The organism is bacterium (genome assembly GCA_024226335.1).
Lineage (GTDB): Bacteria > Myxococcota_A > UBA9160 > SZUA-336 > SZUA-336 > JAAELY01.
Map to the genome: position 1 here is coordinate 1 of JAAELY010000189.1, position 25,034 is coordinate 25,034.

Sequence of the window (25,034 nt, forward strand, 5' to 3'; positions counted from 1 at the left end):
ACTCGGGATCGACGACTTCGGCTCCGCTTCCGAAACACCACCGGTCACGGGGCTGAAGCGACTCGTAGCCCGCGCGCTTCAACCGGTCCTGGTTCCGGTCATGCGCTTCATGGTCAGAAAGATGTCGAAGCCGTAGGACCTTTTCGCTTCTCGAATTCTTCAAGCTGTTTGAGGGCCACGTTGGGGCGCACGATCGAATAGAGGGCGGGAACGATCGTGATCGCGCCAACCATATTGATCACCATCAAAACCGTCAGCAGCTGGGCCATTTCCGACTGGAAGCGCAGACTCGAAAAGCCCCAGAAGAAGATACCGCCCACCACGGTGGTAGCGGTGAAGGTCACGGCCATTCCGGTCGTTCGGATCGCGCGACGTATCGCCTCGTCGATGTCCCCACACAAGGCAGTCTCCTGACGGATGCGATCGACGATGTAGATCGCGTAGTCGACACCGATTCCTACACCCACCGCCTGAACAGGCAGAGTGTTCACGTTCAGCCCCAGGCCGTTGACCGCCATGTACGCGAGCGAAAGCATGGTTGCGGAGGAAATCTGCAGGAGAATAATCGCACCCGAGGAAATCGACCGGTAGGTAATCGAGTGCAACAGAAAGATCACCAGGAAGATCAGTGAGATGTTCGCAAGATGGCTGCGTTCCACTTCTTCGTTCACCGCAGCGAGCATTCCCATGATGCCTCCGGCCATCACGAACTGCACACCACGGGCCCAGCTCTGCGTAGGTTGATAGATCGGTGCGCTATCGCGAGTTCGTCGGTCGTGCACGATCAAGCTGGAGGTACCGACGGCGACCGCACGCACGTCGGTTTCTGTATCCTCCCACCACTGGTCGACTTCATCCGTCTGCCAGTCGGCGAGTTCGTCGGGCCACGTGAATGTTCGGCCCGATCTCAGCTTCTCGAACTCTTCGGCATAACGGGCATGTGCTTCTTTTCGAAAGTCTTCTATCCAGGGCGGCAGGCCGTGTTCCGCCACGGAGTTCACCGGTCGTTCGACGTAGGTCCCATCTGACTGTCGCCCCTTCACGCTCAACGCATGCGCGCGTGTCGGAAGCAGTGGTCCGATCATGTAGTAGATGAAATCCTTGATCGCTTCCGTCTCGTACCACTGAGCGTCAGAGTCCGCGCGGTTCTCTTCAAGACGAACCGAGATCTGTCCCAGCGGATTCTGCTTGATGAAGCGTTCCGCGACCGCAACCGCCCGCTCGATCGTTTCTCCCTTGTGGTCGGGATAGAACGCGATCATGCTCGCAGCACGGCCGTCTCCGGTCAGCATGGGACCCAGAGCACCCGGCGGACTGTTGAGTCGGATCTGAATCAGAATACCCCGTACCGCACCTTCACTTTCCGGGATGATCGCCTGTTTGGGTTCGCCGTAGCGAAACTGTTCGTTGACGCGCTTGACCAGCGACGCAAGTGAAATCGTCCCGGCGACGTTGGTCTGGCGAATGAGTTCTCGCTCGAGGCGTTCCATGTCTCGCACAGGTTTGGCATCGAGCGCAGAGTTGTCGCGATCGCCATCGGCGTACACGACCAGCGTATCCGCCCCGCCGAACTGACGGGTGACCTCTGCCGCAGCGCGGTTGAAGTCGTGGTCAGGCCAGAATAGGGAAGTACCCGGATTCGCGTCGCCTATCACTGAATGAAAAAGCGCCGCGTAGGACGACGCACAGAAGACGACCAGAGCCATAACCGCGATCGCGTACTTCCCCACGGCATGAGTCGTCAGGCGACCGACCCAGTCCGTAAAGCTGACCATGATCGTCGGTGATCGATGTCTGTGATCCTTGGGTACGGGCAGATAACAGATCAAGATTGGGTGCAGGATCTCGACGGTGATGACGATCGATGCGACCCAGAAGGAACCGAAGATGCCCAGGTTTCGCATCTGCGGGATCGTCGTCACCAGGATCACGAGAAGCCCGGCCACGTCGGTGATGATTCCGAGCGTACCTGGCACGATCAACTCGCCCATCGCGACGCTGGCCGCTTCGATCTTGGCCTGCTCCGCATCGGCGTACTCAGGAAACAGCCGCTCGTAGTCTTCGAAGAACCGTTCCGCCATCTGCACGGTATGAGAGACCGCACGCGCCGTGATGATCATCGGAATCACCAGAACCAGAGGGTCGAAGGCGATACCAACCCAACCCGTGAAACCGGTCCCCCAGATTACCGTGACCCCCGCGCACACGAACGGGATCAAGACTCCATGTCCACGTCGGAAATAGAGCCACAGCAGGAGAAAAATCAGAGCCACCGAAGCGACGATGAAGGCCAGGATCTGCCAGGCGTGTTCGAGCACCCAGCCCATCAATATCGGAACCCCGGTCACGTATATCCGCGTATTGGCGTCTTCTTCAGCGAGTTTGATTTGCTGGACGTGATCGAATATCGCTCGGTAGATGTTCGGGTTACGCAGACGGTCGGTAACAAACGAAGCGGTAATCAGAGCAGACTTCAGGTCACGACTGACGAGACGGCCCATCGAGTCAGGCATGTCGTCTCTGAGCACTGCCCTGCGCTCGTCGCATTCCTCCTGAGTCGTCGGCAGATCCTCGATGAAGATCTCGGCCGTCATGCCGCCTTCGCGCGCGATCTCGACTACCCGCGTCGAGATATGCGTCAGCGATCGCACCAGGTCGTGGTTGACGGGATACGGAGGGAAACGTTCGTCGAGTTCGGACCTGATCTCGTTCTTGCTCAGGTCACCAATGGCTTCCAGTTCATGGAGCATCGTCCTGCGCGCCTCGACCTGCGCATCGTAATCCCATCCGTCGAGTCCCTTCGTGATGCGATCGATCTTCGCCAGTGTCGCAGGGTTGAAGATGTCGCCGTCTTCAACGGTCACAGCCACCGCGACGAGCGAGGCATTCCCAAAACGACCGGCGAACTTGTCCTGGGCGTGGATGTAGGGATGGTCGGGAAACATGTCCCGTGCGTTGGCACTGATCGAAGTCGCAGGACCAGGTAACGGATTGCCAAGAGCTGTTGCCAGCATGTTCACGATCGGATAGGCAAAGAAGACTGTGGCGATTAACAGAAGAACTGCGATTGGTGCACGCCGCCGGACGACGAAGCGCGCGAAGCGCAAGGTTCCTTTTTCGGGCATGCCGTTTTTCTCCGGATCTGACGCAGTGCGGGAGAGGAGGGTATCAGACTTCCGCTTCGCCAGAAGCTGACGCTTCTGCACGCAACGAACGAGCAGCATCGGGTTCTACGGATTTCAGATGCAGGTCACGTTGGGGAAACGGAATTTCGATGTTAGCCCGTGCAAACGCGGAATTGACTCGAACGGCCAATTCGCTGAAAACCCGGTTGAAGTTCTCGAAGCGCGGAGTCCAGGCGCGGAGTTCGAAGTCAAGTGAACTATCGCCGAAACCGCGGAAGAGACTGATCGGTTTCGGATCGTCCAGAATTTCATCGTGTTCGGCGGCGATTTGATCCAGGATCTCGAGCACGCGCTCAGGGTCGGTCCCGTACGCGACACCTACGCTCAGATCGATTCGACGCTGCCTGTCAGACATGGTCCAGTTGACGACGCGCTCGGCGATCAGCGACGAGTTGGGAACGATCACCTCAGCTCCCTGCCAGGTGCGAATCGTACTCGAGCGAATACCGATACGTCTGACCTCTCCGAGTACGCCCTCGGTTTCGACCGTATCGCCCACCTGAACCGGGCGTTCGAAGAGCAGGATGATGCCTGACACGAAGTTATTTACAACGTTCTGCAGACCGAAGCCCAGACCGACACCGAAGGCTCCAGCGACGATTGCAAACCGATCCATATCGATACCAGCCGCACTCATTGCGACCAGAAAGCCGAGCATCGCTACCGCGTACTGAACCGTTGCAGAGGTGGCATAGCCGACTCCGCGCGGAAGTGAGACCCGAGGCAAGACGTCCTCATCCAGGAGCATGCGCAAGGCCCGCGAGATGAAGAGCGCCAGAGCAATCGTGATTGCGAAGACGAGAAGATCGCCGAGTGAGACCTGGATCTCACCCAACCCGAACCGAGTCGTGAGCGCGACGTCCACCGCCCGAACCGTCTGGCCCTCAATCGAGAAGTGCTCCAAAGTCACCCAGATCCAGGTTGCGACTCCCGCCGCCCGTGCAATCCAGCGAATTCGACGCACGATCACCGGCCGATGCCGGCGCACGAGATTCAGAAACTGCACGATTCGAACGCGCAGTAGCGCGCGCAAGAGACCTTCGGCGACGATCACGGCCACATAGATGAAGAGGCCGGCGTAGGCGCTGCGGAGCGTACCCTCGCCGAGCAGACGGGCCAGGCCCATATAGCCCAGAAGATTGAGTAGAAACGAGGCTGCAAGCAGTACGCTCGCGACACGGGCAGCGATGCCAATCGCCCGCAACCACGGGTTGTCCAGCGGCAGACGCGAAGCACGCGCCGGACGCAAGAGCCAGAGAAGCCCGACGAACGCCACGGCGATCTCGAGTGCGAAAAGGGAGCGCTCCAACAAAGGTTCGGAGTCGAGCAATGCGCGCAATTGATCGACGAGATACAAACAGGCAAGTGCATAGGCACCGTGGCGAAGTGAGGATTCCAACAGAATGGGCAAGAGGCGCAGGATGGGCAGAAGGAAGAGCAGCCCCATCAGATCGTTCAGAACGGACGGGGCATTTGGGTAAACCCAGGGAGAGAAAAGCAAGGCCATCAAAGCCGCCAGGGCAATCGGCCGGTCAAAGAGTCGCGCGGTCGATCGGAAACCCTCATCGCGTTCGGCCCAGGTGCGGGTCCGCGGCCGCAAGTAGAGAGTGAGTAGAACGGATCCCAGAAACAGCAGGATGTGCAGGAACACGACGGTCCGTCGCGTGGCGAAGTAGGTGCGCAGCTGTTCGCCAATATCGCGGGAGACCTTTGTCACGCTGCCCGTGAATCCCTCAGCTCCCGCCAGAGCTTCGACGCTCCAGAGCGGTGGACGGTCCGGAACAAGCAGACGAGAGCGCAGGCGCTTCTGCGCATCCTCGATCGTGCTCAGAAGCGAGGCGACGGTGCGCTGCAGTTCGCCGACACTGGTTTGCACGGTGAGAATCAGCCCACGTCGTTCCCGCAGGCGCAGACGAGTCCTGGAGATCGACTCGAGCACCTGATCGACACGCAGCTCCAGGGTTTCCGGTGCACTCGCCGAGCCGATCGCTTCGCGTGTCTTCGTCCAGACATCCGTGAAGCCCTGCAATTCTTCTAGTTGGGACTCGAACTCCTCGCCGAGTTCCGTCAGCCCGCCCGCCGTCTCCTGGAGTTCCGCCCCGCGAATCTGCCACTCGCGTTCCAGGTCACCCAGCCCTTCGAGCCGCAGCGCTTCGATCTGCGCGCGTGTCTCTTCCTGGCGTTCCGCGATCTGTCGACGGGTCTCTGGCAGCTGTAGGATCAGCGGATCGAGCGACGCCTCGGCTTCGATCCGATCCGTGATCGATTCAAGTCGAGCATCGAGCACTTCTGCAGATTCGGCGACGGCCGGAACCGGAATGGCAATCGGCTCTGCCGGTGCAGTCTCGGGTTCTGATTCTTCCTGGCCCCCCGCCGAGAACGGCGCAGAGCACAGCAGAACAATCAGCACCAGGAGGCACTCTCGAATCGGGCGCGTCTTCGATTTCACAGCCACGTCTTCAAAACCTGCGCGTTCACCTGGGCACGATGTCAGACGCCATGGACTTCTGACACTGTGCACCGGAGCAGACCTGCACCCTCGACCGGCTCCCGGGTGATGCGCAGGTCTTCGATTCGGATCGGTTGCATTCTGACGATGCTCGTCATGGCCGGCAGCATACCACCGGGACGACTCCGGGTTCGCACCCCGCAATCTGCGATCGAAACGAACCGCCGCTGAGCTTCAAACGTCGGCTGGGTTTCCGATCGCTCCTCGACGTCGCCTGGCAAGTCGGTACAAGATCTCCTGGGAACTGTGTCCGAGGGTCTCCGGCCATCGCGTCCACTGACCATCCGCCGCAAGTTCCCAGCGCTTCGCATCGGGCGAGAGATTCGCGTCCAGAATCTCCTGAAGACGATCGCGTAACTCCGGCTGTTCGACGGGTACCAGCAGTTCCACGCGGCGACTCAGATTCCGGGTCATCATATCCGCCGAGCCGATCAGGTAGCGCGGACCGCGCGCATCGCTGCCGAAGCGGAAGATCCTCGAGTGCTCCAGATAGCGGCCCAGAACAGAGCGCACTCGAATCCGCTCCGAGAGACCGGGCACCGCTGGGCGCAGACAACAGACGCTGCGCACGATCAGATCAATCTCGACACCCGCATTCGAGGCCGCATACAGAGCATCGATCATCTCTGGATCGGAGATGCCGTTGATCTTCATGATCACGTGCCCGTCCGGATGCCGTGATTCTTCGCGGATCTGTTCGAGTATGAACTCGCGCAACCCGGTGGGTGCCACCTGCGCGAGCGAGTATGCCGAGGGTCGAGCGAAACCAGTCAAATAGTTGAACAGTTGCGAGAGATCATCCGCCAGCGCCGGATTCGAAGACAGAAGCCCGACGTCCTCGTAGATACTGGCCGTTTGCGCGTTGTAATTCCCCGTTCCCACGTGGCAGTAGCGACGGATCCGATCGCCTTCCTGGCGTACGATCAGTGATGCCTTGGCATGCGTCTTGAGGCCCACGAGTCCGTATACAACATGCACACCCGCCCGCTCGAGTTCCCGCGCCCACTCGATGTTCGCTTCTTCGTCGAAACGCGCCTTCAGCTCGATGAGTGCAACTACTTCCTTCCCAGCCTGGGCCGCGCGCGTCAAAGCGCGGACGATCGGGTTCTTCGGGCCAGAAGTCGTGCGATACACGGTGTTCTTGATTGCCAACACCTTGGGATCGCGAGAGGCCTCCGAGAGAAAGGACTCGACGGAGGATTCGAAAGACTCGTAAGGATGGTGTACGAGGATGTCGGTTTCGCGCAATCGATCGAAAAGGCTCTCGCTCTCTCTGGAACGCAACGATTCATCGGGTTTCCATGGAGCATATTTCAGATCTGAACGGTCGAGCGAATACAGGTCCATGAGCCCGCCGAGAGCAAGCAGTCCGTCATTCACGTAGACATCGTCCGGGTCGATGTCCAGCTCGCGTACCAGCAACTCCCGAACCTGGTCGGACATGGCGATGTCGATCTCGAGCCGCACGACGTCGTTCATACGACGGCGCCGCGCGATACTCGACTGGATCGCATGCAACAGGTCTTCAGCTTCGTCTTCTTCAACCGAGAGCTCCGCGTCGCGGGTCACACGGAAACTGAACACGGATACGATTTCCATCGATGGGAACAGCGCCTCGAGGTGCGAGGCCATCAGCTGTTCGATAGGCAGAACGCGCTTTCCGTCGGGCAAGAAGCAGAAGCGGGGAAGCATCGACGGAACCTTGAGTCGCGCGAATCGGGTCTCCCCACTCGAAGGGTCGACGAGTGCCACCGCCAGGTTGAAGCTCAGGTTGGAGATGTACGGAAACGGGTGCGCCGGATCCACGGACAGAGGCGTCAGAACGGGAAAGATCTGCTCGTAGAAAAGCCGATCGAATTGATCTCGGTCTTCACGCGAGAGAGAATCCCAGCCGACCAGATGCAGACCTCGCTCGGCAAGCTCCGGAAAGAGTCGTTTGCGCAACAGATCCATGCGCCGCGCATTTTGTGAGAGCACTTCGCGGCGGATCTTGCGCAGTTGGGATGCGGGTGTGAGTCCCTCGGGTGTCACCGCACCAACGCCAGCATCGAGTTGTTGTTTGAGTCCGGCCACCCGGATCTGAAAGAACTCGTCGAGGATCTGGCTCGAGATCGCCACAAACTTCAAACGCTCGAGCAACGGTAACTCGGGATCCTCGGCCATGGCGAGAACGCGCCTCTGGAATTCCAGTTGCGAGAGTTCGCGGTTCAAGAATCGCGACGGGAGCAGCAAGGAAGCTCCAGATCCACTCGTGATTTCGTCGTTGCTCATTTCAGGACTCAACGAAGAAGAGTCAGATTTCATTTCGGGACTTGCCACCCTGGGCAGGGAATCAGGCAATCCCTTCTGGAGTACTCGCTCGACAGCACGTCGCAGGTGTGTGTTCAAGTGAAAGCAATGCACTCGCACAGCCAATCGCGACGCGAAGATCCGCAGGAATGGCACACAGCTGCGGGTAGCAAGACCTCCACGAGAACCTCGTGACTGCGCCGAAAATGGCCAGGGAGTGCATCTGCCTCAAGCTGACCGACACTGCACCGATGCTGTTCCATGAGCAGCTTAGCGCGATGGGGTTGAAGCGTGAAGATCACAGGAATGGGCAAGAAGAAGACCGACGAGGGTTACGGCGAAGGCCTGGTAAAACTCGACTTTGACGACGACGCGCTCCTCGACGAAGAGGAAATGACCGCGCGTTTGATGGAGAGATTCAACTCTCCGAACTACGAGCCGCCAAAACTCCCCGGTGTTGCGACCGAGTTGATGGCCCTGGCACAGAATCCAGATGTGACGATTGCCGACATCGTCAGTCTCCTCGAGAAAGATACGATGCTCACGGGCCAGATCATGAAGCTCGTGCAGTCTGCGATCTACTCGGGACAGACGGAGATTACTTCACTCAACCAGGCACTCATTCGCATTGGCCTGAACAGCCTGCGCGATGTCGTCTTCCAGGCGTCCATGAACATGCGGGTCTTCCGCGCTGATGCCTACGCCGACACGATGAACCGCCTGCGTCGTCATAGTGCATTCACCGGCTATGTGGCGCGTGCAATCTGCAAGTACACGAAGATCGAAGGCGAATACGCGTTTTTGTGCGGACTGATGCACGATATAGGGATCGCGGCAATTTTGATTGCGCTATCGGACACCGGTCCAAAGAAGAAGGCTCCCGACCTCGTGGCAATCTGGCCTGCGATCGATCGCGTACATGCACAGGCCGGCCAGCTGATCGCCGGTCTCTGGGAACTTCCAGAGACGATCGCGGTCGTACTGGGCGCACACCATCAGGTGATGATCGAAGGGACGGCTAATCCACTCGCAGCCACGGTATGCCTGGCGGAATCCATCGCGCACGAACGCGGCTTTGGTCTAGTTCCAGATGGCGAAGAAGATGTTGAAGGTGTGGGTGAAATTGAAGTCGCCTGCTTGCAGAGTCACTCCGGAGTCGACTTGAGCATGGACAAGACTCTGGAGCAGGCAAAAGAGGCACTAGGGATCAGTGAGAGCCAGTTGAGTCAGGTGCGCAGCGACTGCGAGGAAATCGAAGCCGCAATCGTCTGATTGACTAGCCCTGCCCTGGCGAGAAGCTCCCCGCGCGCCTATACGATTGGGCATTGGCGCGTGGAGGGGAATGATGAGTGAAGCGGGCATGCTATGGCGACGCTGTAGCAACTGCAAAAGCGAAATCGAGTTCTCGCAGACCTATTGGGTTTGCAGCGTCTCGACCTGCAACCGCAAGCGCACCGGCCTGGTGTTCTGTTCCACTTCGTGCTGGGACGCACATCTCCCACTGATGCGACACCGGGAAGCCTGGGCTCTCGAAGAACGCTCTCCATCCCGCGAAACTCATCTGCGTACCCAGAGTGAGGAGAAGTCCGCCCTCAAACCGGTCGCACGGGCCACGGACGCACAGGCCAGCAGAGGCGCCGAAAAACGGCCACCCAGGCGCATTCGCATCGGTGAATCACCGCAGACTGATCCTTCCAGTGCTGGAGAGTTTTCGCGCGAAATCCTGATCGTCGCCTCGAAGCTGAAGAAGTACGTGAAAGAACGCCACGGCATGAACACATCCGAGGCCGTGATGGACGTTCTCTCGGACAAACTGCGTGAGATCTGCGACAGAGCCGTTCGCAACGCGCGAGCCGACGAGCGCAAGACGCTCATGGACCGCGACTTCTGAACAAACGCCACCCGTGGGGGTGAGTTCTCGGCAGCCCGCCAGACAGGCTCCAGACTGGTAGACTCCAGCGTGTGAGCCGACCCAAGGAAATTCCCGCGTTGGTGGGCGATATCGGCGGCGCGGCCGCGGCCGGCTGGATTAGACTGCCCTTTCAGGCCCTTTTCATCATCTGGGCCTGATGGTACACGCTACCTGACAGCGTCTCGAATGGAGGAACTCCCGGTGCTCGACGATCTGCGAAATTGGGAACGCCGCGTCTACTCCCAATCTGGAGAAGACGGGGTGATCGAACGGATTTTCAGCGAGATCGGCGCCAGTAGCCGGTTCTTTGTCGAGTTCGGTGCAAAGGACGGCTTCAATCTCTCAAACACGGCCCTGCTTCGCATCCATCGCGGCTGGGACGGTCTCCTGATCGACCCGCGCGGACTACCCGGCTCCACGGTGGTTCGCGAAATGGTCACAGCCGAGAACATCAATGAAGTGTTCTCGCGACACGGCGTGCCCCGAGAATTCGATCTGCTCTCGATCGACATCGACAGCAACGAATACTGGGTGTGGAAAGCCCTTCGCGACCACACACCACGGCTGGTCGTGATCGAATACAACATCTTCCTGGATCCGCACGACACCGAGGTCGTACCCTACGATCCAGAGCGCTCCTGGGACGGTACGAACTACCACGGCGCGAGCCTTTCGGCGCTGCGAAAGCTGGGCGAAGAAAAGGGTTACGCTCTGATCCACACGGACAGCTACGCACCAAATGCGTTTTTCGCGCTTCGTTCGGCCCTACCCAGCGACTATGTCGAACCCAGCTTTGGAGAGGTGGCGGTCTGGGCAGGACTACCCGAACCTCCAGAATTGCACGATCGACCCTGGATCCGCGTCTGAAGGCTCTGCGCGAAACTCGAAGGAGGAATCTTGGCTGACGAGACCAGCAACATCGCCGTGTACATCGATCTAGAGAACGTCGCGATCGGTGTCTCCGACGCACGCCTGAAGTCCTTCGACGTCGACCTTGTATTCGCGCGACTCGTCGACAAGGGAAATCTGGTCGTTCGCAAGGCGTACGCGGACTGGGGTCGTTACGACGAATACAAGCGCCCCCTGCACGCAGCCGGGGTCGAATTGATAGACCTTCCGGGCAGCCGGATCACGGGCAAGAACAGCGCGGATATCAAGATGGTCGTTGATGCTCTCGAACTCAGCTATACGAAGCCACACATCGACACCTTTGCGCTGGTGACCGGAGACTCCGATTTCTATCCGCTCGTGGCGAAGCTGCGGGAGAACAACAAACACACGATGGCCGTCGGGGTAAAGAACTCTACGAGCCCTCTTTTGATCGACAGCTGCGACGAGTTCATCTTCTACGATGATCTGGTCCGAAAGCCAGCCAAGCGCAAGCGTGCGGGCCAGGCGCGCCTCGGCAAAGAGAAGCAGGAAGCTTTCGCACTGCTACTCGATGCAGTCGAAGCGCTCCAACGCGAAGACAAACACCTGTACAGTTCGCTGGTCAAGGAAACCATGAAGCGCAAGCAGCCGCAGTTCAACGAGGAGTACCATGGGTATCGCTCGTTCACGCGGTTGCTTGAAGACGCCGAAAAGAACCAGTTGGTAACCCTGCGACGCGACGAACGCAGCGGAACCCTGGTGATCGACGAAGTGCTGGAAGAATCTTCCTGACGGATCCTTCAGCTCGGGATCTCTGACGCCCAGAGGCCTCCAGAAAGCGATTCCGGGTAGTACGGAATGATCCCCCCTCGCGGTTCCCATGTGTATCATGGGCAATTCCGGGAGGGAAACTGCCTATGCGTGCGCTGATCAGATCCTGCTTCGGGGTCCTGTTGACTCCGATGCTCTTGTGGCTCGGCCTGTTCGTCATCGGAAACACGTCGCCGGCTCGAGCCCAGGGGTTTACGACCTTCGAAACGGGACCGGTTCGACCGGTCGCTCTCTCACCGGACGGGAATACCCTGTTCGTGACCAATATTCCCGACAACCGACTCGAGATATTCGACGTCGGGACCTTCGGGCTCGCGCACCGTGAATCGGTTCCCACAGGCTTGGAGCCGTGTTCGGTCGCCGCGCGCGACAACAACGAAGTCTGGGTGGTCAATCACCTGTCCGATAGCGTGAGCATCATCGACGTCACGAGTACCCCGGCCCGTGTCGTACGCACGCTGCTCGTCGGCGATGAACCACGCGATATCGTTTTTGCCGGTGCGGGGGGCAATCGGGCCTTCATCACGACATCCCATCGCGGCCAGCAGCGAGTGGACGCTTCGATCTCGACTGTTTCGGGTGCGGGCGATCCACAACTGACTACGCCTGGAATCTCGCGGGCCGATGTCTGGGTCTTCGATGCAACCGCTCTAGGCAGCGAGTTCGGCGGCAAACCGCTGAAGATCGTCGATCTCTTCACCGACACACCGCGTGCACTGGCCGTCAGCCCGGATGGCGGCACTGTGTATGCGGCGGGTTTTCACACGGGCAACCAGACGACGGTCGTCTCGGAAGGCGTCGTTTGCGATGGTTTCGCACCGTTCACACCGTGCACCGAGCCGGGCAGTAGCGTCGCAGCGCCGGGCGGCAACCCCGGTCCTTCGACCGACCACTCGTTTGCAGACGCACCCGAGACCGGATTGATCGTCAAACTCGATCCCAATTCCGGCGAATTCCGCGATGAGCTGGGCCGGGACTGGAGCGCGGCCGTGCTCTTCGATCTGCCCGATCGAGACGTGTTCGCAATCGATGCGAGCACACTTACGCAGGCCGGGAGTTTCTCGAGTGTCGGAACCATTCTGTTCAATATGATCGTCAATCCGGTCACCGGAAGCCTGTACGTATCGAACACCGAAGCGCGAAATGAAGTGCGCTTCGAAGGACCGGGCGTCTTCGGAGGCTCCACCGTGCAGGGTCATCTCGCAGAGACCAGGGTCACCGTGATTACGGATCCCAACGGCGCTTCTGCAGTCCTTCCCCGGCATTTGAACAGTCACATCAACTACAACCTCCTCGCTGCCGACATCGGCTTTGACCCCAACGCCAAGAATCACTCCCTGGCGACACCAACCGACATGGCCATCAGCGCCGACGGCGCGACTCTCTACGTTGCGGCCTTTGGATCGAGCAAGATCGGCGTGATCGCCACGGCGGCGCTGGAAGCGGGCAGCTTCAATCCTGTATTGGCGAGCCCCAGCTACATCTCCGTGACCGGTGGCGGTCCCAGCGGCATCGCCCTGGACGAAGCGCGTGGCCGCATGTACGTGCTGACGCGCTTCGACAACTCGCTTGCGATCATCAACCTGGGCACGGGTAGCGAAGTGGCCAATCTCCCGTTGCACAGTCCCGAGCCGGCCTACGTGATTTCGGGCCGGCCGTTCCTGTACGACGCCTTCGAGACCTCTGGCAACGGTGAAGCTTCGTGCTCCAGTTGTCACATCTTCGGTGACTTCGACAGCCTGGCCTGGGACCTGGGCAACCCGGACGACGACGTGAAGCCCAACCCGATATTCATCAATCTGCAGGCCGCACTGATTATCGCAGACCTGGTGCCGCCCGACATCAACGGTACGGGAGATATGAATATCTTCCATCCGATGAAGGGACCAATGACCACTCAAACTCTGCGCGGTCTGCAGAACTCAGGTGCCATGCACTGGCGTGGTGATCGCGCGGACCCGGGATTTGCTGTCGACCCGAATCACAGCTTCGTCAATTTCAACGTGGCGTTCCCGGGTCTCGTGGGTCGCGCTTCGACCATCGATCCCAACGATATGATCTTGTTTTCGCAGTTTGCGCGAGAGATCATCATGCCCCCGAACCCGGTTCGCGCGCTCGACAACTCACTGACGACCGATCAACAAAACGGCCGGGACTTCTATCTGGGGCCACGCCTATCGGATGGAGATCCGACGCTTCCCGGTTTCTCGGGATTCACCTGCGAGGGCTGTCACCAACTCGACGCCGTGCAAGGGCACTTCGGCACCAGTACGAATGACAGCTTTGATGGAGAGCCACAGATTCTGAAGATCCCGCACCTGCGAAACATGTACCAGAAAGTCGGCATGTTCGGCATGCCCGACATAGCCTTCCAGAATCCCCAGGCCTTGCCACACCAGGGCGATCAGATCCGCGGCTTCGGCTTCCTGCACGACGGCAGTGTCGCCAGTTTGTTCGACTTCTTTCAAGCCGTGCTCTTCAACGAGAATGGGTCTGTGGGATTTGACGGTGGCGATGCTCAACGACGCGACATGGAGGAGTACATGCTCGCCTTCGACACTGATCTGGCACCGATCGTGGGCCAGCAGATCACGCTTTCCGATCCCAACGATGCGGGCGTCGCTGCGCGCATCGACCTGCTCGAAGCCCGTGCAGCCGCCGCATTCGTTTCGAAGGAAGTCGGTGGCAGCGTCACCGAATGCGACCTGATTGCGAAGGCTTCGATCGCTGGCGCTACGCGAGGCTGGCTCTACGATTCGGGTGCGGGCAACTTCATCCCCGATTCGACCTCTGATCCGCTGCTCAGCGATCCAAACCTGCGGGCCCTCGCCGAAACGGCCGGACAGGAACTCACTTTCACCTGTGTTCCTCCGGGTATGGGTACACGAAGCGGCATCGATCGCGACGAGGATGCGCTTCTGGACGCCGACGATGCCTGTCCCAGCAATGGCAGTGGAGATCACAGCGATGCGGACTCCGATGGTCGCGGTGCGGTGTGTGACAACTGCGCGTTCCGCGCAAATTCGACCCAAACGGACGTCGGAGGTGTAGGCACGGGATCACTTGCCGACGGCATCGGAGACGAGTGTCAGTGCGGGCATCTTGCGGGGACGGGAGTCGTGAACGACACCGACATCGACACACTGCGCACTCACCTCGCAGACCCGTCCGGTAGTCCACTGGGAGCCGCAGCCGACCGCTGCTCGGTGACCGGCGGCTCGACCGACTGCGACATCCTGACGTTTGCGGTCTTGAAACGGGCAATCCAGGGCCTTGCACCGGGTGCGTCCCAGACATGTGCAGCCGCGGTATCGCTGTGATGGAACTCGGCCGACTCGGAGTCTGGTTCTTTACAGATGGCATGCCGGCGGCCCAGGCTGCGGAATTCGCCAGGAAGATTGAAGCACAGGGCTACTCCGCGCTCTGGTTGCCTGAAGCCATCGGACGCCATCCGTTCGCACACGCGGGTTTTCTGCTGGCGAATACAGAGCGATTGATCGTCGCGACCGGAATCGCGAACCTGTACGCACGCGACCCGGGCGCAATGGTCGCGGCGCAACGCACGCTCGCCGAACAGTCGGAAGGCCGCTTCCTGCTGGGCATCGGCGTGTCTCATCAGCCGATGGTCGAAAGCGTGCGCGGTCATAGCTACGGCAAACCGCTGTCGACGATGCGCGCATACCTGGAAGCGATGGAAAAGGCGATCTACGCCGGTCCGGCGCCAGCCGAAGAACCACCCACCGTGATTGCGGCACTGGGCCCGAAAATGCTGGCTTTGGCGGCGCAGAAGACACAGGGTGCGCATCCCTACTTCACGACTCCTGAACACACTGCACAGGCCCGCGAGATCATGGGAAGCGACGCCTGGCTATGTGTGGAGCAGAAGGTATTGCTCGAAACCGACCCAGAGAAAGCTCGAAACCTGGCGCGCAAGAACGCGGCCATCTACATCGGCCTGCCCAACTACCGCAACAACTGGAAGCGCCTGGGATTCGAGGAGTCCGACTTCGACTCCGGAGGAAGCGACCGCTTCATCGACGCAGTCGTCGCCTGGGGTAGCGAGAAACAGATCTCCGCACGGGTACAAGCCCATTTCGATGCGGGGGCCAGCCATGTTTGCGTCCAGCCGATCCACCCGCAAGGACTGCCCCTGCCGGATGATCGAGTGCTCGAAATCCTGGCCCCGGGCCGCTGAAGCAATCGCTGGAACGACTCGACACCAGGCCTCTTGACTGAAGGCCGTCGATCCGGCATTCCAGAGCGTCTTGTCGCCTTTGCGTCTCGAGATTCGCCGGATGGTCGCCCTCGCGGTCCCGGTTGCCGCTACCCAGCTCTCCGGCATGCTCATGGGGCTGATCGACACGCTGATGCTCGGACGAGTCAGTGTCGAAGCCCTGGGTGCGGCGTCGATCGCCAACGTGTGGCTCTGGGGCATGACCATGTTCGCAAATGGCGTGCTCTTCGGATTGGATCCGATTTTCTCGCAGGCGCACGGTGCGCGTGATCGCCAGCGCCTGGGCGTCGCCTTACAACGCGGACTGGTGCTGGCGGTCCTCATCAGCGTGCCTCTGATCTGGCTGGTGCTCCAGACCGGGAGCGTCCTGCTGCTTTTCGGACAGGATCCGGGACTCAGTGCGGACGCGCAGGCCTACTCACTCGCACGAATCCCGGGCCTGCCCTTCTACATGGTCTACAGCGTGCTGCGTCAATACCTCCAGGGCCGCGAACTCGTGCGCCCCGCCCTCTGGGTAATTCTGATTGCAAACGCCGTGAACATCTTCCTGAACTGGATTCTGATTTTCGGCCATCTGGGTTTCCCCGCGTACGGCCTGATCGGTGCGGGTGTCGCGACCTCCCTGACACAGGTCCTCAGTCTCGTGGGCCTCTACCTCTTCGTACGCGCATTCAGCCTGCACCGCGGCGCGTGGGTTGGCTGGAGCCGCAAGGCGGTTGATCCAAAAGGCCTCAGGGAAATCATCCGCCTGGGCTTCCCGATCGCGATCCAGGTTTCCCTCGAAATGTGGGCCTTCTCCCTGGGCACCTTGATCGCCGGAATGCTGGGACCGGTCCACCTGGTCGCGCACACCGTGGCGATCAATATGGCCTCGATCACCTTCATGCTACCTCTCGGTGTGGCACAGGCGGCCACAACCCGGGTGGGGAATCTGATCGGTGCAGGAAAGCCATTGGATGCACAGCGGGCCGCGTGGGTCTCGATGGCCATGGGTGCAGGTATCATGGCCGTGCTGGGTACAGTCATGGTCCTGCTTCGCGATTTCCTCCCGCGCCTCTATACCTCCGATCTGGAGGTCGTGATGCTCTGCGCGTCGGTATTGCCAATCGCCGCACTATTCCAGGTGTTCGACGGGGCACAGGTGGTGGCCTGTGGAGTCCTCCGCGGCATGGGAAGGGTGCGACCCGCGATGGTCTTCAACTTGATCAGCTACTGGTTGATCGGATTGCCGCTAGGTGGTTATCTTGCACTGCGCACCAACTGGGGCCTGGTCGGCCTGTGGTGGGGGCTATGCATCGGCCTGATCCTCGTGGCATCGTCGCTCGTGGTCTGGATACGTCTGCGCGGCCCCGCTTCGGAAAGCGGCGCAGTGGAGTTGACCTCTTGAATGTAGATCCCGAAGTCGACGCCTCTGACCCGCCGGGAATGCTGATCGGAATACTTGCCGGTGCCGCAATCGGTTTCGCAGCACAGGGCTCGCTGCCGATTCTGCTAGGTGCCGTCATCGATGGTCTCGGCATCAGTGAAGCAGCTGCGGGCCTACTCGCTTCGGTCGAGATCGGCATGGTGGCAGCGGTCTCGCTACTGGTCGCACCGCGTATCCATCGACTGCCCCGCCGACGACTCGCAATTGCCGGTGCGGTGATTGCATGTGTCGGCCAGGCCCTTTCGATTCGCGCGATGAGCTTCGAAGCTCTGCTGTTCGCTCGGTTGATTGCGGGCATCGGTGAAGGCGCGGCTTTCGCGACAGCCAACGCCTCGATTGCAGGGGCAGTGGATCCCGAACGCGTCTCCGCACGGCTGGCCCTGATCGGCGGCGCCGGCGCCGGAGTCCTACTGGCCGTTCTGCCCTATCTCATCGAACCCTTCGGATACGCTGGAGGCTTCGGCGTTCTACTCGTGGTAGGCCTGATTTGCCTGCCTTTGCTTCGTTTCCTACCCGACGCACCTGGTGGAGCGACGCGTGCACAGCACAGCCGCAAAACACATATGGGCTACGGCGTTGCACTCATGGTTGGTTTCTTCGCGCTCGCGCTCGGAGGCTCCGCCATGTGGGCATTCACGGAGCGGATCGGCATGCATGTGGGCCTGTCGCGCGACCAAATCGGTGGAGTGCTCGCAGTGACGATGATCTTCGGACTGCTGGGCGCCGGACTCGCCAGCTGGCTGGGCACGCGTCGCGGGCGCCTCGGCCCACTCACTCTGGGATTGATCGGAATCGCGCTGGCGACGCTCCTGCTAGGTGCTTCCCGCAACGCGTCGCTGTACTCGGGCATGCTGCTCTTGTGGACGTTCACATTCCTTTTCGCAATGCCCTACCTGATGGGAACCGCTGCGGAACTCGACAAAGAGGGGCGCTGGGCAGCAGCCACGATCGGCTTCTGGTCCGCAGGTAGCGCTGCGGGACCCGCGAGCGCCGGAACACTCCTGCTGACGGCGTCCTATCCCGCACTGGGCCTGCTCGTATCCGGTTGCTCGTTGCTCGCGCTCGGGCTCGTGCTCCCGGTTGCACTCAAAGTCCGTGGAACTGGATTTCACGCGAGCGACGCGTAGGTCGCCTCGATCAGATTCGCGGCGCGCGCATCGATGACGATGCTCGGCCCCATCTTGTTCATGACGTAGCCGAAGCCGATGCCCGTGTCGGGATCGGCGAAACCCAGCGAGCCCCCAGCTCCAGGATGCCCAAAGGCCCGTGGGTTGGGTCCAAAGCTCGTGTCGCGGGTTCCCTGGCTGAGCATGAAGCCCAGGCCGAAGCGCGTGGAAATCTGCAGCACTTCGTCGGGTCCGCGCGACTGCTCGGTGTGGCAGCGCTCGATGCTCTGCGGAGTCAATACGCGCACACCCTGTAGCTCGCCACCGTTGGCCAGCGCACCGTACACCCGCGCGAGAGAACGCGCTGTGCCGTGACCGTTGGCCGCCGGAATCTCTGCGCGCCGCCATTCCGCCGTATTGGGGCCGAGTGCCATCGAAGGCGGGTTCATGAACGCTCGTGCGAGCATGCCCTCGGGATCCATGAGCATTGCGGCACCGAGGTTGGGCCCATCGGCTTCCGGTTCGGGCATCGCCATGGCGCTCATTTCCGCGATGCGCTCGTGGTGTTCGTCGGGCGTGCCAATCATGAAGTCCAGACCCAGAGGCTCGGCGATTTCTTCGCGAAAATAGCGGCCTAGACTCCGGCCGGAGATGCGACGTACGACCTCGCCAACCAGCCAGCCAAAGCTCACAGCGTGATAGCCGTGCGCTTGACCCGGCTTCCACCAGGGTTCCTGCGCAGCCAGAGCCGAGACCATCGCATCCCAGTCATACAGAGCTTCGGGCGGTAGTAGTTCCTTGACCGCCGGAAGCCCTACGCGATGGCTGAGTAGCCAGCGAACCGGAAGATCTTGCTTGGTGTTCTGCGCGAATTCCGGCCAGTATTTCGAAACCGGTGCGTCGAGGTCGAGTTCTCCGCGATCGACCAACTGGTGAGCACAGATTGCGGTCATGCCCTTGGTCGTCGAGTACACATTGGCAATCGTGTCCTCCTGCCACTCGCGGGTCTTCGCTTGATCCGAATGCCCCGCCCAGAGGTCCACGACGGGCTCACCGTGCAGAGTGATCGCAACAGCGGCTCCGACTTCTTCTCCCGCGGCAAGCGACGCTTCGAATACGCGCTTGATGGGCTCGAATCGGGCTTCCAAATGACCGTTGATCTTCAGTGACTGGCTCACACCTGCTCCTGGGAAGTTCACGTTTTCGTGGAGCGATTCTACTCCTTTCGAGGCAGCGCCCGCTGATCGACGCAGGTGGTAGCATGAGCCGATGGATGACGCACGAACTCAGCGGTTCCCTTTGATCGCGAGGAAGGGAGCGCCACCGCTCCAGATCGCGAAAACCGAAGGCGCGTACCTCATCACTCCCGACGGCCAGCGGATACTCGACGCCGCGGGCGGCGCGGTCGTGGTGAACATTGGCCAGGGACGACGCGAGGTTGCCGATGCCTTCGCCGACACGGCCGCAGAGATCAGCTATCTGGTCCCGCCTTTCGCCAGCGAGAGCCGCGTAAGACTTGTCGAACGGCTCGTCGACGGCTGGCTGCCGCCGGGTCTCAGTCGCATCGTGTTCACGAGCGGCGGTTCCGACGCCGTCGATGCGGCCGTTCGCCTGGTTCGACAGCACCACCTGTCCGCCGGCCGGCCCGAGCGCTGGAAGGTGATCGGGCGTGATCTTTCCTACCACGGCACGACTCTCACTACGCTGGCCGTCGGTGGACACACGAAGCGGCGCAAGGGCTTCGAGCCGTGGTTGGTCGATCTTCCGAAAGCTCCCGCCTGCTTCTGCCTGCGCTGTCCGCTCGGCAAGAGCTACCCCGGCTGCAAGATCGGTTGCGCCGAGGAACTCGAAGCCGTGTTGAAGCGAGAAGACCCGAATACGGTTGCTGCGTTCATCGTGGAACCGATCGGCGGTTCGACGGCTGGAGCTTTGACGCCGCCGGATGAGTATCTGCCAAGGGTCGCGGAGATCTGTAAACGGCACGGCGTGCTGCTGATCGCCGACGAAGTCATGAGCGGCTTCGGACGCACAGGCAAGCGCTTCGCGGTCGACCACTGGGGTGTGGTGCCCGACATCCTGATCGGTGGAAAGGGGCTGACCGGTGGCTACGCGCCACTCTGCGCGATCGCGGCAAAACCCGAAGTCGTCGATCCAATCGGCGATGCCGGTGATGAGCTGATGTTCTACACCTACTCGGCGCATCCGGCGTCATGTGCGGTTGCTGACAAAGTGCTCGAAATCATGGAGCGGGAAAACCTGGTCGAGCGCGCCGCCGTCATGGGCGAACGCCTGAGGCAACGCCTGGCCGGTCTCGAAGCCCACCCAAACGTCGCAGAGATCCGCGGACGCGGGCTGCTTCTGGCCATCGAGATCGTTCGCGATCGAGACACGCTAGAACCTTTTCCCACCTCCATCGGGATGACGAACAAAGTCCTCGGCGCAGCGTTCGCCCAAGGTGTGATGGTGTACCCGGGCGGCTGTGACCCGGCGCGCGACGTGATTACACTCGGCCCGCCACTGATCATCGACGACGATGACATCGAACGAATCGCCAACGCGCTCGAGATCGGTATTCCCAGTGCGGTCGAGCGCGCAAACGCACAACTCGCGGGCTGAACAGGCGGCTCGAAGAGTCGGGCTACAGCCTCTATCAACAAGGAGTTCCTAGATGATCCTGGATCGCTTCCAGATGAAGGATCGCGTCGCCATCGTCACGGGCGCAGGACGCGGAATCGGTGCAGGGATCGCCACCGCGTTTTCCGAGGTCGGCGCCCACGTCGTCTGCTCGGCGCGCACGCAGTCGCAGATCGACGAAGTAGCGCAAACGGTACGATCGAATGGCTCGCGGGCACTCGCGGTGCAATGTGACGTGACCGAGCGCGAACAGCTCGAGAACCTGGTCGAGGCTACGATGAAGGAGTTCGGCCGCATCGACGTTGTGGTCAATAACGCCGGTGGCACTCCGCCGAAGCCGATCCTGCGCACGAGCGAAAAGATGTTCGAAGATGCTTTTCGCTTCAACGCGACGTCCGCCTTCCTGCTCAGTCGCTTCGCCATTCCTCCGATGCTCGAGACGGCCGGAGGAGGCAGCATCGTGAACATCTCTTCCGCGATGGGACGCTTCACTGACCGAGGCTTCGTCGCCTATGGCACCGCCAAGGCCGCCCTCGCCCATATGACGCGCCTGATGGGCGTTGAACTCGCCCCCAGAATCCGGGTGAACGGGATTGCGGTGGGATCGGTCGAGACCTCGGCACTCGGGCCCTTCGTAGAGGACCGCGAACGACGCGAGCAGATGGAAAACCTGACGCCGCTGCGGCGCCTTGGAACGACGGAAGACATCGCGATCTGCGCAACCTACCTGGCCTCTGACGCCGGGAGTTTCGTTACGGGAAAGATGTTCGAGATCGATGGAGGCATCGAGGCGAGCAACTTCCCGTTCCAGATCCCGGACCTCTAACCCACGCGGGATTCAGCCAGACTGAAGTGATGGACTCTAGGCCATAGGCAGAGCAAACGAGTCTTCGACGGGCTTCTTGCCGTCGAAGAACGGGCCCAGGACCTTCTGTAGTTCGTCGATACTCCACTCGTTCTCATTTTCGAAGTCCAGAGCGGGCTGCGGTCGCTCGTAAACGCGAACGTGTTTGCCCCAGACCTGTAAGAGATTTCCCGAAACATGAGATGCGTGGGGAGACGCCAGCCAGCCGACGACGGGGCCGATGTGATCTGGCGCCATCTGATCGAAGCCTTCTTCCGGCTTTGCGAAGATGCTCGCCCAGGGCCCCTGCATGGTCATGCGGGTACGTGCTCGAGGAAGAATCACGTTCGCAGTTGCGCCAAAGCGCTGTGCCTCGCGCGCGGCCGAGAGCGTAAGGAAAGTGATCCCACCCTTGGCGGCCGCGTAGTTCGGCTGGCCTACATTTCCCATCAAGAAGGCGTCGGACGCGGTACTGATCAGGCGCCCGTAAAGCGGTTCACCGCCCGATGCCTTCGACTTTTCGCGCCAGAACGACATGGTGTGGCGAATCATGCAGAAGTGACCCTTGACGTGAACGCGGATGACCGAGTCGAACTGCTCCTCGGTCATCTTCACGATCATGCCGTCGCGCGAGAAGCCCGCGTTGTTCACGAGAATGTTCAAGTCGCCGAAGTGATCCACCGCCGCCTGCACGATGCTCTGCGCGGCATCCCAGTCCGCGACGTCGCCAAATGCAGCCACGGCCTTGCCTCCGAGGTTCTCGATTTCCTCCACGACCGACTTCGCGGGTTCTTCGCTCGCGCCCGTGCCGTCCGATGCCGTTCCGAGGTCGTTGACCACGACACTCGCACCGTGGCTCGCGAGTTCGAGCGCCTCAATGCGACCCAGACCCTGACCCGCTCCCGTGACGATCGCGACCTTTCCGTCGAGGATTCCCATTTTTCAGCTCCTAGATGCGTTCGATGATGGTGGCCGTTCCGACCGCCGAACCGCAGCACATCGTGATGAGTGCGGTGTTCTTGTTCTGTCGTTCGAGTTCGTGAAGCGCAGTCACGATCAGGCGCGAACCGGTTGCCCCGACCGGATGGCCCAGAGCAATTGCGCCACCGTTCACGTTGACGCGATCGAGATCGATGTCGGGGAAAGCGCGCATCCACGCGAGCGCGACCGCGGCAAACGCCTCATTGCACTCGAAGAGATCGATATCCGAAATGCTCATTCCACTCTTTTCGAGCACCTTCTTCGTCGCATCGATTGGACCTTCGAGCAGAAAGTAGGGATCCGCTCCGACGACGACGTCCTGACGAATGCGCGCCCGAGCTTGTAGCCCGTGCGCCTTTGCCTTCTCCGGCGTCATGTACAGCAGACCCGCGGCACCGTCGGAAACCTGTGAGGAGTTTCCCGCGGTGTGGATGCCACCTTCTTCTACCGGCTTCAACTGTGCGAGACCGTCGAGCGTGGTCGCGCGCAGACCCTGATCGGAATCGACGCGACGAGTCTCACCGGTGGGTGCCCCGTCGGCCCCGAGCGCGGGTGCGTCGAGTGGCAGGATTTCGCGCTCAAAGCGCCCCTGATCTCGCGCCTGGGCGGCCAGATTCTGCGAGCGCAGCGCAAACTCGTCGACATCCTTGCGTTCGATGCCCCACTTCTGTGCGATCCGCTCCACGGAGATGAACTGCGAAGCCGCTTGATCCCAGGGATAGTCGGGCGGTTGAAAGTAGCCGGGGCCGTTGATCACGTTGGCGCCCAGGCCCACGTGACTCATCAACTCGATTCCGCAGGCGAGCCCGCAATCGATGCTGCCGCCCTTGATCAACGCGTTGACCAGATTGTTCGCCTGCTGCCCGGAGCCGCACTGAACATCGACCGTCGTTCCCGCGGTGGTGTAATCGTCGCTCTTCGACAACCACGCGTGACGGGTGATGTTATTCGACTGCTCCCCTGCTTGCGTGACGCAGCCACCAAAAACCTGCTCGACGTCTTTCGGCTCGATTCCGGCCTTCTCCACCAGGCCCATCTGCAGCTGACCCAGAACCTGAGCTGCGTGGAAACCGGATAGATCTCCCTTGCCCATCTTGCCGCGACCGATCGGGGTACGCAGCGCTTCTACGATGACGGATTCAGACATCTCGTCTCTCCCTTAGAGTTTTCCGAGGATCATTGCGCTCGTGGGCACACCCACGCCAGCGGTGACCAGAACGTGATCGTTCTTCTCGGGTTGATTCGTGGAAGTTCCGCGGATCAATCGCGTGCCTTCTACGATTCCATTCACACCGTGGATATACGCTTCTGAAAGCTGGCCGCCGTGAGTATTCGTCGGCAAGCGACCGCCGACCTTCAAGGCGCCGTTGTTGATGAAGTCTTTTGCTTCTCCGCGTTTGCAGAAGCCGAAGGACTCGAGCTGGAAGAGTACGATCGAAGAAAAGGCGTCATAGATGATCGCCGCATCGATGTCGTCGGGGCCGAGGCCCGACATCTCGTACATCTGGCTCGCGACCAGTTCCATCTCGGGCAGGTAGCTGATGTCGTCGCGGTAGAAGCTGGTCATCTGCTCCTGCTCTGCGGAAAAGGCCGTCGCGACGCCCCGGATCAAGGCGGCCGGGTTCTTTGCGTCCTTTGCGCGTTCCGGTGTCGTGATCACCGCAGCACAACCACCGTCTGTCTCCTGACAGCAGTCGTACAGGCGCAGCGGCTCGGCGATCCAGCGCGCCTCCATGTACTCGTCCATCGTGAGAGGACGCTTGTGGAAGAACGCCGCCGGATTGTTGACCGCGTGCCCGCGCATCGCCAGAGCGACTTCGGCCAGATCCTCGGCCTTGGCGCCGTAGTCGTGCATATAGCGCTGCGTGAACATGGCCACCCAGCTGGCGGGCGTCATCAGACCCCAGGGCATGTACCAGCTCCAGTGGATCAGGTCGGCCGTCACGATATCGCCCGAGACACCTTCGCTATAGCGTTGACCGGAGCGGCCGTTGAGCGCGCGGTACACCACCACGTACTTTGCCGATCCCGTGGCCAGGGCCATCGCGGCCTGGTGCACCACACCGATCGCTGCGCCACCTCCGTACGGGATGCGACTGTAGAACGTCACGTCGCCAATCCCGACCGCGCGCGCGATGTCGACTTCGTCGTTCGTATCGAGTGTGAAACTGGTCAGGCCATCGACCTCACTCGGGTCGATCCCCGCATCTTCG

At 60.7% G+C, this 25,034-nt stretch carries 16 protein-coding genes and 1 pseudogene; 10 read left to right on the forward strand and 7 right to left on the reverse strand.

Translation table 11 applies throughout. From position 1 onward, the window contains the following. Positions 1-113: 113 nt before the first annotated feature. From GY725_09365 to ppk1, 3 genes are all read right to left on the reverse strand, one after another. Positions 114-3,125, reverse strand: coding sequence for an MMPL family transporter (locus GY725_09365; protein ID MCP4004390.1), 3,012 nt, complete (start codon positions 3,123-3,125; stop codon positions 114-116). Between the two features lie 43 nt (positions 3,126-3,168). Beyond that, positions 3,169-5,595 (reverse strand): mechanosensitive ion channel, encoded by a 2,427-nt coding sequence (locus tag GY725_09370; GenBank protein ID MCP4004391.1) that lies wholly within the window; start codon positions 5,593-5,595, stop codon positions 3,169-3,171. A 273-nt stretch (positions 5,596-5,868) separates the two neighbouring features. Continuing rightward, complete coding sequence (gene ppk1, locus GY725_09375) at positions 5,869-7,965, reverse strand: polyphosphate kinase 1 (protein ID MCP4004392.1); 2,097 nt, start codon at positions 7,963-7,965, stop codon at positions 5,869-5,871. A 309-nt stretch (positions 7,966-8,274) separates the two neighbouring features. On the opposite strand from ppk1, the gene GY725_09380 reads away from it, so the two are divergent. The 8 genes and pseudogenes from GY725_09380 (at position 8,275) to GY725_09415 (ending at position 18,383) form a co-directional block, all read left to right on the forward strand. Continuing rightward, positions 8,275-9,255 (forward strand): HDOD domain-containing protein, encoded by a 981-nt coding sequence (locus GY725_09380; GenBank protein ID MCP4004393.1) that lies wholly within the window; start codon positions 8,275-8,277, stop codon positions 9,253-9,255. 70 nt (positions 9,256-9,325) lie between these two features. Then, the gene (locus GY725_09385; protein ID MCP4004394.1) at positions 9,326-9,874 is read left to right on the forward strand and encodes a hypothetical protein; all 549 of its coding nucleotides are present in this window, start codon (positions 9,326-9,328) and stop codon (positions 9,872-9,874) included. A gap of 222 nt (positions 9,875-10,096) precedes the next feature. Beyond that, positions 10,097-10,762: a hypothetical protein gene (locus tag GY725_09390; GenBank protein MCP4004395.1), complete on the forward strand. Its 666-nt coding sequence runs from the start codon at positions 10,097-10,099 to the stop codon at positions 10,760-10,762. Positions 10,763-10,792: 30 nt separating this feature from the next. Further along, positions 10,793-11,557 (forward strand): NYN domain-containing protein, encoded by a 765-nt coding sequence (locus GY725_09395; GenBank protein ID MCP4004396.1) that lies wholly within the window; start codon positions 10,793-10,795, stop codon positions 11,555-11,557. Between the two features lie 170 nt (positions 11,558-11,727). Beyond that, positions 11,728-14,520: pseudogene (locus GY725_09400) on the forward strand (hypothetical protein). Between the two features lie 395 nt (positions 14,521-14,915). Beyond that, complete coding sequence (locus GY725_09405; protein ID MCP4004397.1) at positions 14,916-15,791, forward strand: TIGR03620 family F420-dependent LLM class oxidoreductase; 876 nt, start codon at positions 14,916-14,918, stop codon at positions 15,789-15,791. Between the two features lie 100 nt (positions 15,792-15,891). Then, a complete protein-coding gene (locus GY725_09410; GenBank protein ID MCP4004398.1) occupies positions 15,892-17,217 on the forward strand; it encodes an MATE family efflux transporter in 1,326 nt (441 codons plus the stop codon). Further along, entirely contained in the window at positions 17,214-18,383 is a 1,170-nt protein-coding gene (locus tag GY725_09415; protein MCP4004399.1) for an MFS transporter, read from the forward strand. Before GY725_09410 ends, GY725_09415 begins: the two co-directional genes overlap by 4 nt. Here GY725_09415 and GY725_09420 read toward each other — a convergent pair. Continuing rightward, entirely contained in the window at positions 18,365-19,540 is a 1,176-nt protein-coding gene (locus GY725_09420; protein ID MCP4004400.1) for a beta-lactamase family protein, read from the reverse strand. The two genes, GY725_09415 and GY725_09420, sit on opposite strands and share 19 nt — an antisense overlap. Before the next feature lie 91 nt (positions 19,541-19,631). Here GY725_09420 and GY725_09425 point away from each other — a divergent pair, with 91 nt between their 5' ends. Continuing rightward, entirely contained in the window at positions 19,632-20,978 is a 1,347-nt protein-coding gene (locus GY725_09425) for an aspartate aminotransferase family protein (protein MCP4004401.1), read from the forward strand. A gap of 52 nt (positions 20,979-21,030) precedes the next feature. After that, positions 21,031-21,822, forward strand: coding sequence for an SDR family oxidoreductase (locus GY725_09430; GenBank protein MCP4004402.1), 792 nt, complete (start codon positions 21,031-21,033; stop codon positions 21,820-21,822). Positions 21,823-21,858: 36 nt separating this feature from the next. Here GY725_09430 and GY725_09435 read toward each other — a convergent pair whose 3' ends face one another. The 3 genes from GY725_09435 to GY725_09445 form a co-directional block, all read right to left on the reverse strand. Next, complete coding sequence (locus GY725_09435; protein MCP4004403.1) at positions 21,859-22,779, reverse strand: SDR family NAD(P)-dependent oxidoreductase; 921 nt, start codon at positions 22,777-22,779, stop codon at positions 21,859-21,861. Positions 22,780-22,789: 10 nt separating this feature from the next. Then, positions 22,790-23,968, reverse strand: a complete 1,179-nt coding sequence (locus GY725_09440) for a steroid 3-ketoacyl-CoA thiolase (protein ID MCP4004404.1) — start codon at positions 23,966-23,968, stop codon at positions 22,790-22,792. Positions 23,969-23,980: 12 nt separating this feature from the next. Further along, a partial coding sequence (locus GY725_09445) for a lipid-transfer protein (protein MCP4004405.1) occupies positions 23,981-25,034 on the reverse strand: 1,054 nt, incomplete at its 5' end.

Excerpts from the sequence above, each read along its gene's own strand:
- GY725_09365 (MCP4004390.1), bottom strand. The coding sequence starts at position 3,125 with ATGCCCGAAAAAGGAACCTTGCGCTTCGCGCGCTTCGTCGTCCGGCGG.
- ppk1 (MCP4004392.1), bottom strand. The coding sequence starts at position 7,965 with ATGAGCAACGACGAAATCACGAGTGGATCTGGAGCTTCCTTGCTGCTC.
- GY725_09385 (MCP4004394.1), top strand. The coding sequence starts at position 9,326 with ATGATGAGTGAAGCGGGCATGCTATGGCGACGCTGTAGCAACTGCAAA.
- GY725_09405 (MCP4004397.1), top strand. The coding sequence starts at position 14,916 with ATGGAACTCGGCCGACTCGGAGTCTGGTTCTTTACAGATGGCATGCCG.
- GY725_09410 (MCP4004398.1), top strand. The coding sequence starts at position 15,892 with ATGGTCGCCCTCGCGGTCCCGGTTGCCGCTACCCAGCTCTCCGGCATG.
- GY725_09425 (MCP4004401.1), top strand. The coding sequence starts at position 19,632 with ATGGATGACGCACGAACTCAGCGGTTCCCTTTGATCGCGAGGAAGGGA.
- GY725_09430 (MCP4004402.1), top strand. The coding sequence starts at position 21,031 with ATGATCCTGGATCGCTTCCAGATGAAGGATCGCGTCGCCATCGTCACG.
- GY725_09435 (MCP4004403.1), bottom strand. The coding sequence starts at position 22,779 with ATGGGAATCCTCGACGGAAAGGTCGCGATCGTCACGGGAGCGGGTCAG.
- GY725_09440 (MCP4004404.1), bottom strand. The coding sequence starts at position 23,968 with ATGTCTGAATCCGTCATCGTAGAAGCGCTGCGTACCCCGATCGGTCGC.